12 protein-coding genes are annotated in these 16,911 nt (G+C 62.9%); 2 read left to right on the top strand and 10 right to left on the bottom strand.

All coding sequences use genetic code 11. The annotated features are described in order from the left end of the window. Window positions 1-506: 506 nt before the first annotated feature. The 9 genes from ACRANW_RS14770 to ACRANW_RS14730 all read right to left on the bottom strand — a co-directional run bounded on the left by ACRANW_RS14770 (window position 507) and on the right by ACRANW_RS14730 (window position 12,699). Window positions 507-2,369 (bottom strand): methyl-accepting chemotaxis protein, encoded by a 1,863-nt coding sequence (locus ACRANW_RS14770; RefSeq protein WP_479432509.1) that lies wholly within the window; start codon window positions 2,367-2,369, stop codon window positions 507-509. Between the two features lie 85 nt (window positions 2,370-2,454). Continuing rightward, the gene (locus ACRANW_RS14765; protein ID WP_479432508.1) at window positions 2,455-4,260 is read right to left on the bottom strand and encodes a methyl-accepting chemotaxis protein; all 1,806 of its coding nucleotides are present in this window, start codon (window positions 4,258-4,260) and stop codon (window positions 2,455-2,457) included. Continuing rightward, window positions 4,257-5,798, bottom strand: a complete 1,542-nt coding sequence (locus tag ACRANW_RS14760; RefSeq protein WP_479432507.1) for a putative bifunctional diguanylate cyclase/phosphodiesterase — start codon at window positions 5,796-5,798, stop codon at window positions 4,257-4,259. Before ACRANW_RS14760 ends, ACRANW_RS14765 begins: the two co-directional genes overlap by 4 nt. 126 nt (window positions 5,799-5,924) lie before the next feature. Beyond that, window positions 5,925-6,785, bottom strand: coding sequence for a CheR family methyltransferase (locus tag ACRANW_RS14755; RefSeq protein ID WP_479432506.1), 861 nt, complete (start codon window positions 6,783-6,785; stop codon window positions 5,925-5,927). Further along, a complete protein-coding gene (gene cheB, locus ACRANW_RS14750) occupies window positions 6,782-7,849 on the bottom strand; it encodes a chemotaxis-specific protein-glutamate methyltransferase CheB (RefSeq protein WP_479432505.1) in 1,068 nt (355 codons plus the stop codon). The genes ACRANW_RS14755 and cheB overlap by 4 nt, the downstream gene beginning before the upstream one ends. Before the next feature lie 101 nt (window positions 7,850-7,950). Next, complete coding sequence (locus ACRANW_RS14745) at window positions 7,951-8,316, bottom strand: response regulator (RefSeq protein ID WP_479432504.1); 366 nt, start codon at window positions 8,314-8,316, stop codon at window positions 7,951-7,953. Between the two features lie 53 nt (window positions 8,317-8,369). Then, a complete protein-coding gene (locus ACRANW_RS14740) occupies window positions 8,370-8,837 on the bottom strand; it encodes a chemotaxis protein CheW (RefSeq protein WP_479432503.1) in 468 nt (155 codons plus the stop codon). Beyond that, a complete protein-coding gene (locus ACRANW_RS14735) occupies window positions 8,834-11,314 on the bottom strand; it encodes a chemotaxis protein CheA (RefSeq protein ID WP_479432502.1) in 2,481 nt (826 codons plus the stop codon). The genes ACRANW_RS14740 and ACRANW_RS14735 overlap by 4 nt, the downstream gene beginning before the upstream one ends. A 62-nt stretch (window positions 11,315-11,376) precedes the next feature. Continuing rightward, window positions 11,377-12,699, bottom strand: a complete 1,323-nt coding sequence (locus ACRANW_RS14730; RefSeq protein WP_479432501.1) for an MATE family efflux transporter — start codon at window positions 12,697-12,699, stop codon at window positions 11,377-11,379. A gap of 151 nt (window positions 12,700-12,850) precedes the next feature. Here ACRANW_RS14730 and ACRANW_RS14725 point away from each other — a divergent pair, with 151 nt between their 5' ends. Both ACRANW_RS14725 and ACRANW_RS14720 read left to right on the top strand, forming a co-directional pair. Next, window positions 12,851-13,630 carry a class II aldolase/adducin family protein gene (locus ACRANW_RS14725; RefSeq protein WP_479432500.1) on the top strand — a complete coding sequence of 260 codons (780 nt, stop codon included), beginning with the start codon at window positions 12,851-12,853 and terminating at the stop codon, window positions 13,628-13,630. A 175-nt stretch (window positions 13,631-13,805) separates the two neighbouring features. Next, entirely contained in the window at window positions 13,806-14,354 is a 549-nt protein-coding gene (locus ACRANW_RS14720) for a (2Fe-2S)-binding protein (RefSeq protein ID WP_479432499.1), read from the top strand. A 4-nt stretch (window positions 14,355-14,358) separates the two neighbouring features. Here ACRANW_RS14720 and ACRANW_RS14715 read toward each other — a convergent pair whose 3' ends face one another. Further along, complete coding sequence (locus ACRANW_RS14715; protein WP_479432498.1) at window positions 14,359-16,527, bottom strand: TonB-dependent receptor; 2,169 nt, start codon at window positions 16,525-16,527, stop codon at window positions 14,359-14,361. Between the last annotated feature and the right edge of the window lie 384 nt (window positions 16,528-16,911).

Raw genomic sequence — 16,911 nt, 5'->3', positions numbered from 1 at the left:
GACGTCAGCGTAAGTGCGCTCGTCGTCCGCATAGACCGTAATCGTTTCAATCAACCATCTGAGCGTCTGCGCAGCTTCCGGCTGGGTGAACCGCCCCGGGATTGCGGAAGGCCCTTTCGTTCAAGTTAACCGATGTTTTCACGCCACTTTCTGACCTTGCCTCATCGGTTTTGTGGCCGACCCGGTGGGAGGGGGGGCTGTGTTTGCCGGGCCGTCCCGGTGCCAAGATCCAATCTCTCGCTGATTTGACGACATGGTTCTTGAGCCAGAGCAGCCCATTTGCGACGACTTACACCAGTCGTCTTGCCGCAGTGGCAAAAAGACCGGATAGGGTTCTGTTCCATTGCAGAGAGGCACGGGGCCCTTGGCAAGCAATGCGAACGGTCGGCGGACGTAGAAGGCAACCTCAACGTAATCCGGTGCGTCGGCTTGTACTTCGGAAAATCAAACGAAGACTAGGCTGAGCTAGGACAATCCACGCCCGTCAGCCTATCATTTGTCCATTCTTATCCCATACGCACTGTGCGCAAGAAGCCGCGCACCTGATCGCCAAGATGCGACGCCTGTGCCTCGAGCTCATTTGCGCTCAACAGCACTTGCGACGCGGCTGTCCCGGTCGAAAGCGATAGCTGGCGCACATCTTCGATATGGGCACTGACCTTCTCGGTACCGCGCGCCGCAAGATCGATGCTTTGCGCCAGATCGCGCCCTGCAACGGATTGCTGATCGACTGCCGTTGCAATCGAGACAGCGGTGGACTCCAGATCTTTGACCTGCCCCGCTATCGCCCGCAGTGCCTTAACGCTGGCGCCGGTGGAGGATTGCATCGCACGGATTTGGTCGGCGACCTTTTCGGTCGCACGGGTGGTCTGCATGGCGAGTTCCTTGACCTCGCTGGCGACAACGGCAAAGCCGCGCCCCGCTTCGCCGCCGCGCGCGGCTTCGATCGAGGCGTTTAGGGCAAGCAGATTGGTGCGCTGGGCAATCGTCTGAATCAGTTCGACGATCTGGCCAACTTCATCAGCCGAAGCGGCGAGGGCCGAAATGGTTTCGTCCGCCTCGCCGGTAGCGACTGTGGCAAGGCGTGCCAACTCGCTCGACGAAGCCGCCTGCCGGCTGATCTCGCTGATCGAAAGCGCGAATTCATCGCTGGCGGCGGCAGCAGCCGTGGCGCCCGCATTGGCATCTTCCATCGAGGTGGCAACCTCGCCCGTACGGCGGCTTGCCTCCTCAGCGCTGCTGGCCATACGCGACGCGGTGGTGTGCAGTTGGCTTGAGGCTGCGGCCACACCGTTCACTACGTCACCTACGGTGCGTTCGAATTGGCGCGCCACCTCATCAAGCAGCGCCGCCTTGCGGGCTTCAGCTTCCAGCCGTTCGCGCTCGCGCTCCTGCTGCAACTGCAATTCTTGTTCGGCCTTTTCCGAGCGTTCGCGCGCCCAGGTCTCCAGCCGCTTGCTCGCGCGCTTGAACAGCTCGAGCGCACGCACCATGGCCCCGATTTCATCCCTGCGTTCGACGCCTTCGATCATGAAGCCCCGATCGCCATCGGCCAGCCGCGTCATTCCATCGGTGATTTCAACTATCTTTCGGGAGAAGTCGCGCGACAGATAGGCAAGACCCAACAGCAGGATGGCGCCGCCAACAGTGGCCAGAACCGCCAGAATAAAGATCATGTCGAAAAAATAGGCGATACCGCGCTCTTCCATATCGTTGCTGAGGGCGGACAGATCACTGGCCAATTGCGCACTGGCATTCATCAAAACGCTACCTTGCGCAGAAACCTCTTCAGCGGCGGCATTGGCGTTGCCGCCGGCACGGACGGCATCAGCAGCATCATCGAACGTATTTTCAAAGGCAGAGAGGTTTTCGCGAAGTGCCACAACACGCTGGCCAAGTTCGGGGGCATCCTTCGCCAGCACGGTGCTCAGTATCGTGATCTGACTGAGCACAGCCGTTTTGCTGACGCGCTGCTGTTCGCGCAGCTCTGTGGCCGGAGCATAGAGCACGCGGACGGAGTGATAGCGCAATTCGCCTGCGCTACCCTGCAACTGCCCGGCCGAAACCAAAGCCTCCTGCAATCCAGCCGAGGCGTTGTAGCGGTTCCACAATTCGCTCAGGCCAAAGCCCAGCACCATTATCATCAGCACGCCGGCAGCTAGAAATGCGCCGAAGATCGCATTGATCTTGCCCGACAGGGATAGATCGCGGAACCAAGCAAGCCGCTCGAGCGATGTCGCGCGTGGAGCGACCGATGAGACCGTGTCTTCGCGCCCCATATCTTCGAGCGAGAAGTCAGTTCGCAGATCGCGCACGAATTCAGGAACCGCCTGTTCCTCGCGCCGCTCCTGCAGGCTCATCATATTCATACCGCATTCCCCCGAGGCTGTTCCGCAAGCATTCGTAAAGGAAAATCCTTTCCAAATGCTTGAATTGTGACGGGGTCTTAAACCGTCAGCCAGCGCGCACGCGGGCGAGGAAACCCTGGACCTGGGTTCGCAAGGTCGCGGCCTGCGATTCAAGGCTGGTGGCGCTCGAAAGCACCTGGCTCGCAGCAGCCCCTGTCGAAAGCGACAAGGCGCGCACGGTTTCGACGTGGCCCGCAACCCTTTCGGTCCCGCGTGCGGCCAGATCAATGCTGCGGGCCAGATCATGCCCGGCGACGGATTGCTGATCCACCGCAGTGGCGATCGAGACTGCCGTGGTCTCCAGGCTTTCGATCTGGGCGGCGATGTTGCGCAGTGCGCTGACGCTGGCGCCAGTGGTGGATTGCATGGCGCGGATTTGTTCAGCCACCTTTTCGGTCGCCCGGCTTGTCTGATTGGCGAGTTCCTTGACCTCGCTGGCGACCACGGCAAAGCCACGGCCCGCTTCGCCGCCGCGTGCCGCTTCGATCGAGGCGTTGAGCGCCAGCAAGTTGGTGCGCTGGGCGATGGTCTGGATCAGCTCGACAATCTGGCCCACTTCAAGCGCGGATGCCGATAGCGCGCCAATCGTGCTGTCGGCCTGCCGGGCGGAAATGCCGGCCTCGCGCGCGAGTTCGGCGGAGGATGCGGCCTGACGGCTGATTTCGCCGATCGACATGGCAAATTCGTCGCTTGCAGCGGCCGCCGCCGTCGCCCCGACATTGGCATCGTGCATGGCGGCCGATGCTTCGCCCGTGCGCGCACTAGCATCTTCGGCCGTGGTTGCCATCAGTGTGGCGGTGGATTGCAACTGGCTGGAGGCGGTGACCACCCCGGTGACGACATCGCCGACAGTGCGTTCGAACTGATCGGCAATGCTTTGCAACACCCGCTCCCGTTCAATCCGGGCTTCTTCGCGCATCACCTGCTGGCGCGCTTGTTCGTCAAGCTCGGCCTTGGCGCGCTCAGTGCGTTCGCGGCTCAGCCGTTCGAGCCTGACCCCCGCGCGGTGGAACACCTCGGTCGCGCGGGCCATCTCGCCAATTTCGTCCTGCCGGTCCTTGCCACTGATGGCGACATCGCGCTCTCCGGCGGCAATCTGGCTCATCTGGCCTGCGATTGCCTTCATGGTCGAACCTACGGTTCGGTTGAAATAGCGCTGAGCAAACAATGTGATGAGCGTGAGGATAGTAGCAAGCGCAATCCACATCATCAGCAAGCGTGAGATCAGCGCCGCGCCGTTATCGGACATCGCGTTGGCTTCTGTGCCGAGCGCGGTGGTCATTTCCTGCGCCGCTGCAAGCACGGCGCTACTGGTGGCGGCAATTTCGGCGGCCTGATTGCGGCGGGCCGTGTCATTGGCCGTGTTGGTGTCGAAATCGTCAACCTGGCGGCTGAGATCGACAATACCTTCGCGGATCAGCGCAAGGCGATCCTGCGCCTGGATACCGGCGACATTGGCGCGTTCGTCAAGGGCGGCCACGCTGGCGGCGGCCTGATCGAGCGCTTCGCGCGAAGCGCGGGCGCGGGCAGTGTCGCTGTCGGCAACCAGCAATTCGGCATGGCGCCGGCTTTCGCTCAGCTGGACCAGCAACCGCTCCGCGGTAAGCGCGGCTTCGTGGGTGGTGCGGATGCGTTCGCCGCGCTGGCCAAGCTCGACATAGCCGCCGACCACGAATAACCCGGCGATAAGTGCAAAGCCCAGATTGAGGCTGAAAAACAGTGTGATCTTGCTGCCGACAGAAAGCGTGGCGAACCAATGCTGCGCGCGCGCCAGCCGCGATGCGCGGTGCACCGGCTGCGGCCCGGCGCTTTCGGCGCCGAGATCCAGAGCAATATCCTGAAGCGCGCTCATGCTGTGTGTCTGCCTGTATTTTGCCTGCCGATAAGGCGGGCATCTGCGACGGTCTGGGCGGCAATCAGCCGGTCAATCTCGGCTGCCGGGAGTGCGCGATAATACAGCCAGCCCTGAATCTGGTCGCAACCGGCCAGGCGCACCAGTTCGGCCTGTTCTTCAGTCTCGACCCCTTCGGCGGTAACGCCCATGTTGAGCGCGCGGGCAAGTGCAATGGACGATAGCATCATGGCGCGGCTGCCTTCGTCGACCCCGGCAAGCTCCACCAGGCTGCGATCCAGCTTCAGCTTTTCAAAGCGAAAGCGCCGCAAGAACCCGATCGAGGCATAGCCGGTCCCAAAATCGTCCAGCGCGATGCGGACGCCGAAGCTGCGGATCACATCCAAGGTCCGCTCGGCCACCACCGGATCGAGCACGAGGCAGGTTTCCGTCACTTCCAGTTCCAGCCGGTGCGGGGGGAAACCGGTCTCCTCCAGCACTTCGCCCAGCTTGATCGGGAACTCGGCATTGCGCAGTTGCGCCGCCGAAATGTTGACCGACAGCGTGATGTCGCCCCAGCGCAGCGCGTCACACACCGCCTGGCGCAGCACCCACAGGCCAAGCGGGTTGATGAGGCCCGAATCCTCGGCCACGGGCACAAAGATATTGGGGCCAAGCGGGGGGCGGTTGCCGCGATCCCAGCGCAGCAGCGCTTCGACCGCCACGATCCGCGCATCATCGGTGCTGACCAGAGGCTGATAGGCCAGATGGAACTCACCGCTGGCGATGCCGCCGCGAATCTCGTCCTCGATTTCGCGCAGGCGTTCGCGGCGCTGATCGAAGCTTTCATTGAACCACGTGCAGCGCATCTTCCCGCCGCGTTTGGACATGTCCATAGCCACGTCGGCGCGGCGCAGCATTTCCGATGATGGCACGCGCATGTCGGGCAGGGAGCGGGTGAGGCCGATGCTGGCCCCAATGGCGATCTGCCGATCTCCCAGTGTCACGGGCGTTCCGAGCTTTTCGAGAAGCGTTCGGCACATGCCTTCGAGGATGGTGCCGGAGACCTTGCCTGGCATGATCGCGGCGAATTCGTCTCCGCCAAGGCGATAACAGCGTGCCTCATTTCCGCAGGCTTCCTGGATCAGTTGCGCGCACAATTCGATCAACTGGTCGCCGACCGCGTGGCCATAGTGGTCGTTGACCTGTTTGAAGCTGTCGAGATCGATCATCGCCAAGGCGACCTCATCCTGACCTCTGGACAGTTTGAGGATGTCTTCGTGCAGCGTGTGCCGATTGGGAAGGCCGGTGAGCAGGTCGGTGTTGGCGCGCACTTCCAGGCCCCGGATGGTGGCAATCCCGCTGCGGCCGAGGAAGAAAAGGGTGGCGGTGTAGATCAGGATCGCTGAAATCATCAGCGGACCATTAAGTCCGATCGTGCGATCATTGCCGATATTTACGGCAAGCAGCAACGCAGCCGTCATGATGCTCGCCACGCCGATCGGAATAAGCACCAGTCCGACCGAGGTCAGATGCAGAGCTGGCTTCGCTTTTAACACAATCAGGTTTCCCGATAAGCGCGCACCGACGCGCTGCTACCCCAACGTGCTAAAGAGAAGCGGCTAAGGAAGAGTAAAGCCGCGCCTGCGCTTTGCGCAGGTGGTTGCCCAAGGTCGGGGCGGGGGTCAGGCGATCTTTCGGAGCGCTCCGGCCTGACTCGTCGGCTCGAAGAAGCTGGCGCGTCTGGCGGCGGGGACGAAGCGGTCGGTTTGGCCGACGGCGGTTTCGCCCGCGCCCAGCATCAAGAAGCCATCGGGCATAACGGCGCTCGCCAGCCGGTTGAACGCGTCTGCACGGGTGGAGCGATCAAAATAGAGTAGCACATTGCGGCACAGCACCAGATCGAATGGTATACGCGCAGGAAAAGGCTTGAGCATATTGTGCTGATTGAAGCGGACCGTGCGGCGAATGTCTTCGTGCACCTGCCAGCCGCGCGGAGTCTCGTCGAAATGGCGCAGCATTTGCGCGACGCCCAGCCCGCGTTGCACCTCGAACTGGCTGTAGACCCCGCTGCGCGCCGCGTTGATCGCGCGGTGCGAGACATCGGTGCCGAGAATGTCGATGGTCCACCCGCGCCAGCGTTCGGCCTGTTCGGCAAACAGCATCGCCAGCGAATAGACTTCCTGACCGGTGGAACACCCCGCCGACCAGATCGACAAGCGGCGCACATCGCGGCGGCGGTCAGCGATTTCGGGCAGGATTTCGCCTGGCAGTTGGTCGAAAGTCGGCTTGTCGCGGAAGAAATAGGTTTCGTTGTTGAGCAGCGCCTCGACGACATCCTGGCTGAGATCGGTGCTTTCCGGCCCTCTGCTTGGCGCAGCCAGCAAGCAGACCAACTGGTCGATATTGCTGATCCCGTGCTCACGGAAAATCTCTGCGAGGGCGGAATTGACGCGCCAGCGGCGACTTTCGGTCAGGTGCTGCCCGGTGCGTGCTTCGAGCAGATCGGCAATGATCTGGTGGGAGACTTCGCTGATATCCATCATCGCGCAGCCGTTGTGTTTGGTGATGCGCTGGGCGATCTGGCCTGTGCCATCACGGCATCGCCCAGCCGTTCGGGTGGGGCGATCAGGCTGGCAAGGCCTGCGCGCGCAACGGCGCCCGGCATACCCCAGACCGCGCTCGAATCCGCGTCTTGGGCAAAGATCGTGCCGCCGACATCGACCAGATCCCGCGCGCCCAGCGCCCCGTCGCGGCCCATGCCCGACAAGATCACGCCCAGCGCGCGGCCTTCACAGGCCGTGGCAAGGCTGGTCAGCATGGGATCGACCGAGGGCAGACAGCCGCTGGCCGCCGGTTCCGCACTCACGTGAACGGTCAGCGCAGACGGACCCTTGCGGCGCACAACGATATGGCCGTGACCCGGCGCAATCACGATGCGGCCCGGAGCCAGCATTAACCCATCGGCAGCGATATCGGCGGGTCGCCCGCAGGCGGATTCGATCTGGCGGGCGAACACCGGCATGAAAGACGCGGGCAGGTGCTGGGTGATCAGGATCGGCAGATCGAACTCCGGTCCCATCCGGCGCAGCATCATCCCCAGCGCGTGGATTCCGCCGGTCGAAGCGCCAATCGCAACCACTTCGGGCCGCAGCGCACGCCGGGCACGGCCGGGACGGGCAAAGCTGGGTTCGGCAAGCGCGGGGAGGGATGGCCGATCGGCTTGCGCTGGACGGGTGCCGAGCGCGCGGATCTTGCCGAGCAATTGCGCCCGGTAATCTTCGGTGAAGCCGCCGGGGCGCGGTTTGAGCAGCGTATCGGCCGCGCCCATCTGCAAGGCAGACAGCGTGTGTTCGGCCCCGTCGATCGTCAGTGAGGAGACGACCAATACCTGCGGGCGGCCGGGCGTGGTGAGAATAGCGGGCAGGGCGCTCAGCCCCCCGATACCGGGCATTTCCAGATCGAGCAGCACCACATCGGCGGGTTCTGCGGCCAGCTGCGCGATGGCACGTTCGGCGCTGCTGGCGGTGCCAGCGATAACCAGCGCCGGATCGCTTTCCACCATCCGCTTGAAAATCGTGCGAACAGTCAGCGAATCATCGACAATCATCACTCGAATTGCCGGTGCGGCTCCCGAACGGACAATTGGGCGGCGATCACGCCCGTCCGCAGCATCGGGCGGGGGCATTCGGGGCAGGGATGAAGGCAGGTTCACGCAAACCCGACAAGCTGCAGCTTGATCTGCAGTGTCTCGTGATCAAAGGGCTTCATGACATATTCGTCTGCACCCGCCTGGATCGCCTCGCGGATGTGGGCCACATCGTTTTCGGTCGTGCAGAACACCACCTTGGGTTGGTCGCCGCCGGGGCGTGCACGCAGGTGGACGAGGAATTCGATCCCCGTCATGACCGGCATGTTCCAGTCCAGCAACACCACATCGGGCATCGATGCAGCGCAGGCATCCAGCGCAAGCTTGCCATTCTCGGCCTCTTCCACAGCAAAGCCGAGGGTTTCGAGAATGTGTCTCGAAACCTTGCGGATGACCCGGGAATCATCGACGATAAGGCATGTTTTCATGGGCGTTCCTGCGTTTGAGGCCCTGAAGCTAGGCGCAGTTGGTAAGCATTGGATTAAATTACGGCCTCGATTTCGTGCCGTGCGGCTTCCGGCCCAGCCAGAAGCGCCGCCAGATCAAGCATCAGCGCAGGCCCGGCCAGGGTTTCAATCATTCCGGTGGCGACCCGCGACCATTCCGGGCCGAAGCCGCCGGGAATCTGCTCTGCCTCGCCTGCGGCGGTGGTGATGTCCTCAATCGAATCGACCATGAGCGCGTAGGAATAGCCGCTGTCCGCGACCACAGCGGCGCGGTGGTCGGTCGGCCAGGTTTCGCCGATCGCACCTATGCTGAGGCCAACCGCACGCCGGCAATCGATCACGGTCAACGCCTGGCTGCGCAGCGCCGTAATCCCGGCGATCCAGGCAGGAGCAAGTGGGATCGGGGTGACGGTGCCGATTTCGATCACTGATTTCACGTCGAGCGCAGAAAATGCGCAGCGGCGTCCCGCAATCTGGGCGATGACGAGCAGGTCTCCGGTCATGCGGCCTCTCCTGCCAAGGCTGTCGGTGTGAAGACAGCGTCCTTGGCGGCGGCGAGCGCGGCCAGGAGACGTGCCCGGTCATAGCGGTAGATGGTATCGGCACCCGGCGCCGCATCGGGCTGATCGCGCAGGCGGATAACGCGTTCGGGCAGCGGGCGGCCCAGCGCTTTGGCCACGTCATACATATCATCGAACACAATGCCGATGGCTTCGAGATCATGGGTGCCGTCGGGCAGGATGTCGTAACCGGCGCTTGCGACCAGCGGGGCAAGGATCGTGCGCGCCCATTCACCGCTGGGCAGAATGCAGCGCGGGCGGGTGGCGGCCAGCGGCGCTTCGCCGTGCAACGCGAACAACGCGTGGGCATCCATCAGCGTGACCGGTTGACCACCGACCAGCGTGACCGCCTCGGCCAGCGGGTCTTCCGGCACGGGATGCAGCGCTTCAGTCAGTTCGACCGCGTCTTCCACTTCGCGCACGGCATAAAGCAGTTCGCAGGCTCCGTCGCTCAGGCGCAGCAGGCGCACGCGGGGCAGGGCAAGGCCGCCTTGCGCCAGGCCCACCAGCGGCAGGATCAGCCCGTCGATCACCACCCGTGGACGTGAACCAGACCAATCGATGGCGGAGGCGCGTGCGGTTTCGATGCGCTGCACCAGTTCCAGCCGCACGGCTGATCGGCGCCCGGCAAAATCGGTGAACAGCATCGCGCGCGGGGTGTCTGCGATCACGACAGCCTCGTCATCCAAGGGGGCGATTGTGCGGACGCGGGTATCGGACACAAGGTTGTGGTGCGCCGCAATATTGGCGACATCCAGCAACAGCACCGGCTGGCCATCGTCCAGCAATGTCGATCCGGCATAGAGGCCCGACCGCATCACCGCAGGGGCGAGCGGCTTGACCACCAGATCGCCGTGGTTGTGGATGCCCTCCACCGCCAGCGCGAACAGATCGCCGCTGGCAAGGCGCAGCATGACCAAGGTCAGTTCGTGCGCGACGATTTCGTGGGTGTCGAGACCCAGGACTTCGCCCAGCATCAGGCATGGCACGCGGCTGCCGCGGAAGGTGACCAGCGCGGTTTCCCCCATGTGGGTGAAATCGAGCGCACGGGCCGTGCCTTGCGCGATTTCTTCGACATAGCTCTGCGGAATGGCGAAGCGATGCCCGCCAGCCTCGACCGTGAGGCCGGCGATGATGCTGAGGGTCAGCGGAATTTGCAGGCTGAATCGCGTGCCGTGGCCTGGCGCGCTTGTCACCTTGATGCTGCCGCCGACCTTTTCGAGGTTCTGGCGCACCACATCGAGCCCGACGCCGCGGCCCGAGACATTGCTGACGGTCTCGGCGGTGGAGAAGCCGGGTTCGAAGATCAGGTTCAGGATCTTGTCGCGGCCCATCGCGCCACGTTCGGCCGCGGTGATGAGACCGGTGGCGACCGCCTTGGCGGCAATCCGCTCCTCGTCCAGCCCGCGCCCGTCATCGGAAATGACAATGCTGATGGTGTTGCCCGATTGGCGCGCGGCAATGGCCAGCAGCCCGATCTCGCGCTTGCCTTGGGCAAGGCGGGCCGATGGCGCTTCGATCCCGTGGTCGATGGCATTGCGGATGAGGTGGGTGAGCGGATCGCGGATCGTCTCGATCATCTCGCGGTCAAGCTCCACGTCCCCGCCGTCGAGATCGACCATCACCTGCTTGCCAAGTTCTGCGCTAAGGTCACGGATCAGACGGGGCAGCGCGCCAAACAGTGTCTCGATGCGCTGCATCCGCATCCGGGTGATGGCATCGCGCACATCTGACAGGATGGTGGTCAGCCGCTCGAACGGGCCATCGATGGTCGGCTGGTTGCCGGCCTGGCGGAGCCGGTGAGCCAGATCATTGCGGGCCAGCACCATATCGGACACGCCGCTCATCACGCGGTCCAGCAGTTCGACCGGAAGGCGAATGGTGCGCTGGGCGGCAGAAGGATCGGCGCGGCGGGCGGCGGCGGCGGTACGATCGCCGCCAGGCTCCTCGTTGCACGCCAGCAGCGTATCGGCGGGCGCGTGCAGAGGGGGGGTAGACCCCTGCCTGACCCCCTCCAGGTCCGCGTTGGCCGATGTTTCACGCGAAACATCGAGGTCCGCAATCAGCGCCGCATCGCTGCCTTCGGGGTCAAAGGCGGCCAGATCCTCACCCGCTTCGATGGCGTCAATCATCAATGCAATGCGGTCGATAATAACCAGGACGGCGGTGACAAGCTGCGGGTCAGGTTCGCGCCGTCCGGCCCGGCAATCGGCCAGCGCGTCTTCGGCGGCGTGACTGAGGCTGGCAAGGCGCGGAAAATCGAAAAAGCCGCAATTGCCCTTCACGGTGTGGACAAAGCGGAAGATCGTATCCAGCCGCGCGCGGTCAGCCGGATCGGCTTCCCACGCGACAAGCTCGCCGCCGGAGGCTTCCAGCATTTCGCGGGTCTCGGCGATAAAATCCGCCAGCAGATCGTCCATCAGGTGCGCAACCTCTTAGCCCTTTCGGACGAGGTTATGCCGCAGGGTTGGTTAACAAGCGCCTAGCGCGGCAGCGCCGCCGTGCCGCGGGCTGGGGCATGCTTGGCAAAGATGTAACGCACCAGCACCACCGCCGACACCGCGCCGAACAGATTGGCGGCCAGTTCGGCAGTGTAGATTGCAGAGGAGCCCATGCCTGGCTGCAGGATCAGCGCCACCGGCAACATCACCAGAAACACCCGCGCCACTGATTGCACCAGCGCAAAGCCCGCCTTGTCGACCGCATTCATGATCCCGTTGCCCACGATCAGAAGCCCGAACCCGGCATAGCCCCAGGCGGCGATCTCGAGATAGAGCGCGAATTCGGCGATCACGGCAGGATCATCGGTGAAAATCTGCGCGAAGCTTTCGCCCGCAAGGATCATTGCGGCGGCCACCAGCAGACCCCAGCCGACGCAGAAGGCGGCTGCGTAATAGGTCGCCTCGCGCGCCCGGTCATGCCGGCCAGCGCCCCAGTTCTGCCCGACAATCGCCCCGATGGCGCCCGACAGGCCGAGCAGCGGAACGATCACGAAGCTCTGCAAGCGCCCTGCCGCGCCAAAGCCGGCCACTGCCGCCTCGCCCTCCAGCGCGACCCGCGCTGTCAGGATCGACAGGCCCAGCGGATTGATCGCATTGGAAAATGCGGCGGGCAGCCCGACGCGAAGGATCGCCTTGGCCGGATCGATCAGGCTGCATTCTTGCAAGCGGCCAAGGTTCAGCGGCAGCGCGGTGCCGCGCAACAACACCAGAGCCGTCAGCACTCCGATGCCCCAGCCGATTGCGGTGGCATAGGCAGCGCCTGCAATGCCGAAGCCTTCAAACCCCAGCGCGCCAGTGATGAGCAGCGGGTCCAGCACCCAGTTGGCCGCAGCATAGACAAGGCTGACCGTGCTGGTGCGCTTGGCCTCCCCCTGACCGCGCAGAACGCCATTGAAGCCCATGATCGCAAAGCTCAGCGGAAACCCAATGGCGTAGGGGATCATGTAGTCGCGGATCAGCGGCATGAGATCGGCCGGCGCATTCATCGCTGCGAAGATCGGGTCAATCAGCAGCCACAGGGCAAGGCCCATCAGTAGGCCGGCAGCGCAGGCAAAGACGATCCCGAAATTGGCCCGCTGTGCGGCACGATCGAAGTCGCCTTCGCCCAGCGCGCGGGCGACAACCGAATTGATACCAACCATCACACCAACGCCCAGCGAGGTGATCGCCACGGAAACCGGGAAGATAAAGCTGATCGCGGCCAGTTCTTCACGGCCCAGTTGCCCGATGAAATAGGCGTCAACGATACCGATCGACATGACTGCCGCCACCCCGATCACCGCCGGCAGCGTCTGGCTGATCAAGTGCCGAGGGATCGAACCACTGACAAGACGTGGCAGGCTTGGGTCCGATGCGCGCATTGCGCCAAGGACTAGCCGCAGCCCTCACGGCTTGCAAAGCATTCCCTGCCCGTGCGATAGTTGTGGGAGAGGATAATTGAAGAGGATCCGCGCAATGGCAACCCAGCTCAAATCCATGCCCGAAAACAAGCAGGGTGATTGCAGCAAGGAAGAGTGGCAGGCGCGGCTCGATCTGGCGGCGTGTTACCGGATTTTCGACCATCTCGGTTGGTCGGAATCAATCTACAACCACATCTCGCTCAAGGTTCCGGGGGAAGCGGATACGTTCCTCATCAACCCGTTCGGCTTGCTGTACAGCGAAGTGACGGCCAGCAACCTCGTCAAGATTGATGTCGAGGGCAATAATGTCGGTGGCTCGCCCTATATGGTGAACAAGGCGGGGTTCACCCAGCATGGCTATTTCCACAAGCATCTGGGCGCGCGGGCCGACGCAATCTGCCACGTCCACACCACCGCAACAATGGCCGTGGCAAGCCACAAGGACGGATTGCTTCCGACCAATTTCTACGCCTGCAATTTCCAGAACCAGATCGGCTATCACGATTTTGAAGGCATCACTGTGCGCGCTGAAGAGGGTGAGCGGCTGGTGCAGAACCTTGGCAATCATTCGATCCTGATGCTGCGCAATCACGGCCCGGTCGTGATGGACCGCACGATCCAGGGGATGTTCGTCAAGATGTGGGCCTTGCAGCGCGCCTGCGAGATTCAGGTGGCAACGCTTTCCATGGGCATCCCGGTGCTGGTCCCGCAGGAGGTGGTCGATGTGCACCAGCGCGATCTATCGGTGATGAGCGGGCAGGGCGGCGCCGGAATGTTCGATTTCGAGGCGTGGAAGCGCAAGATCGACCGGATCGACGATAGCTGGCGCCAGTAAGCTTGGCCGCGTCGCAGCCGGTTTCCTACCGCAAACAAAGCTGCAAGGGCGCAATCATGAGCTGTTATTGGTCTTTCGTCCTTAGCTTTCGGTCGCCTTGTGCGGAGGCGGGTTTTCGCTTTCTGGAGAGTGTCTCATGTGTCTCCAACAGGTGCGGCGCTGACGGGGTGGGCCAATGAGCCGCATGACTGTCAACAACCGCCCGGTCGAATTCGATCTCGATCCCCGGATGCCGCTGCTTTACGCGTTGCGCGAAGCGATGAACCTGACCGGCACCAAGGCGTGCGGGGGCGGCACGGAGTGTGGGGGCGCCTGCATGGTGCTGGTCGACGGGGTCGCCTTGCGGTCGTGCGCCATTACGCTGGCCGAGGCTGAGGGGCGGATCATCGTCACGATCGAAGGGCTTAGCCGCGACCGCGCGCATCCGGTGCAGCAGGCGATGGTGGCGCAAGCTGCGATCCAGTGCGGCTATTGCACGCCGGGCATCATCATCGCGGCCACAGCGCTGTTGCAACGCAACCCGGTACCAACGCGTGAGGATATCGATGCCGCGATCCCGAATATGTGCCGGTGCGGGGTCTATCCGCGCCTGATCAAGGCGGTGGAACAGGCGGGCCGCGTGGCCCGGCGGCAGGAGCGCATCAGCGCCGCCCCCGCCCCCGGCATCACCCCTGAAGACGCCGCCAAGGCGGTTCCGGCGCTGCGCATCGCGGCGCCGGAATGACACATCAGAAGCGCGCCGAGACAGTAACTCGCGCGTTGATCGGCGGAGCCACTGTCAGTTCGTCCGCCGAGTGGGCGGTAGGGAAATAGAGCTCGTCCAGCAGGTTCTCGACATTGAGCTGCACCCGTAGGTCCGGGTTCACGTCGTAGAACACCGCCATGTCGACCCGCGCATAGGCGGGCAGGGTCGCGGTGTTGGCGTTATCGGCAAAGCTTTCGCCCTGCGCGGTCAGGCCAAGCCCGAGGCCGAGCTGATCGGTGGCCTGAACGTTGTTCCAGATCGAAAACGTATGCTCGGGCAATTCGCGCAAGCGGCGTCCGGTCGGGCCGGTGCGGCTCTGCTGCTCGCCGTCGAGATAGGAATAGCCCGCGGTTAGGAACCAGCCAGCGGTTACCTGCCCTTGAAGCTGGGCTTCGAACCCGCGAATCTTGGAATCGATCACATCGAGCGTGCCGGGATTGTTGTCAGATGCCTGAGGCGAAGACTGCTCGATCTGGAATCCCGCTGCCGTCAGGGAAAGATCGGGGCGGATGTCCCACTTCACCCCCACCTCGAGATTCGAGAAGGTATCGGGATCGAGCGCATCGTTGGGCGGGTTGATGTCGGCGAACTGGTCGCCCGAGCGGGGCAGGAAGGTTTCCGAGTAGCTGCCATAAAGCGACAGGCTTTCCATCGGTTTGAGGATCACGCCGACACGCGGGGTCACTTCCTCGTCCTTGCGGGTACGGACAGCGCCGGTACGGTTGTCGAGGACGGTGATTTCGAAGCTGTCAAACCGCGCCCCGAGCACCACCCGCAGCCAGTCGGCAAGCTTCACCTCGTCCTGAATATAGGCCGAAAACACAGCGAGGTCAGCTGAAGTATCATCATTGAGCGCAGTGAAGCCGGCCCGTGTCGTCTGGCCGTTTGCCAGCGTGCCAACCCCGCCGCGCAAGGGGAAGGGGCGCACCGCCGGAAAGAACTCGACATCGGGGCGGCGGCCAGCGTTGACCGCCGTATCGAACACTGCGTTAAAGCGGTCGTTATTGTTCCTGGTGTCGATATATTCGCCGCCGACGATCAGTGTGTGGCCGATGCCGCCCGTGTCGAATTCGCCGATCAGATTGCCCGACAGCACCAGATTCTGACGCTGGTTGGTGTCGATATAGCCGTCGATCGGCACGACATTGGTCGCGGGCGTGTAACCGACCGGGAAGAAGTTCGAGTAGACCTTGGAATAATCGCCCCACGAAGCGGTGAAGTTCGCTTTGAGGCTGTCAGAGAAGCTGTGCTGCACCGTGCCGCGCAGAACGTGGGCCTTGAACGTCGCGTAATTGTTGTCGGGATCGCCGAAGGTGATGCGTTGCAGGAAGCGCGCCGGATCGCCATTGTCGTCTGAGGGAATTCCGCGATCGATGAAGCGTTCGTGATCGAGATATTCGTAAGAAAGGTCGACCGTCGTCGCGCTGCCGAGTTCGGCGCGGAAGGTCGGGTTAATGCTGATCTGTTCGCCGTCGAACAAGTCGCGGTGATTGTCGAGATGCTCGTAGGCGGCGTTGATCCGCAGCGCCGCATTCTGGCCGGTGGCAAGGTTGAGATCCGCCCAGATGTCATAGGCGCCGAAAGTGTCGACCGACGCGCGCACCCCGCCAAAGGTCTCGCCGACGACGCCCTTCTTGGTTACGCGGTTTAGGATGCCGCCGGTTCCGCCGCGGCCGAACAGCAGCGCATTGGGGCCGCGCAGGATCTCGACCTGTTCAAGATTGTAGAGGCCGCGGTAATACTCGACGTCATCGCGCACGCCGTCGACGAAAAAATCGGCGGTCGACCGGACACCGCGGAATACCACTGAATCGCGGTGGCCTTCGCCCTGTGAATTGGTGACGCCGGGGGTGTAGTTTACGATATCGCCGATGCTGTCGAAGCCCTGCCGCGCAATCTGATCAGCGGTGACGATCGAAAGCGATTGCGGCACGTCGATGATCGGGGTGGGCGTACGCAAGGCGTTGAGCTGATCGGCATAGAGCACATTGCCGGTGACGATGATGTGGGACTCGCGGTCTCCGGCTTCCTCAAACGCAGCACTGTCGCTGGCAGCGCGCTCGCCTGCGTCTGGAACGGTGTCGGCAAGGGCCGGGAAGGCAATGTTGGCGCAACCGAGGAACAGGGCGGAGCGCGCGACGCGGAGAATCATGGAAGACCTTTCTGTCAATATGGCGCGTCAGCTATTGCAACTTACTCGCAACTGCAAGGGCTCGTGGTTTTTGAGAGTAAATATCAAGAAACTGTGGCTTTCGGGTCATGGCTCGGCCAAAGGCAGCGGGCGGTCTCGAGCGCAGTGACGCACGGCGATGAAGGCGAAGATTTGGCGCAAGCTTGCTTTCGGAACGTCCCGCTAAACGCTGGCAACTTCGAAAACCTCAGCCATATCAAATTGCTGTTTTTGAAGAGCTGAAAGATCCGCCGAACACGCCTTAGCTTGCCAAGCCTTATCGCGATGCGGGGATGAGCCTGGGTAGGGCCTTCTCTTGCTTGGGACCGATGCGGCTGAGCGCGGCCTTCTAAACCGAAGATACGG

It is taken from the genome of Erythrobacter sp. 'gip.4 top 5' (assembly GCF_056495765.1).
The sequence above is the reverse complement of the archived record's forward strand: the minus strand, read 5'-3'. Positions and strand labels throughout refer to the sequence as shown.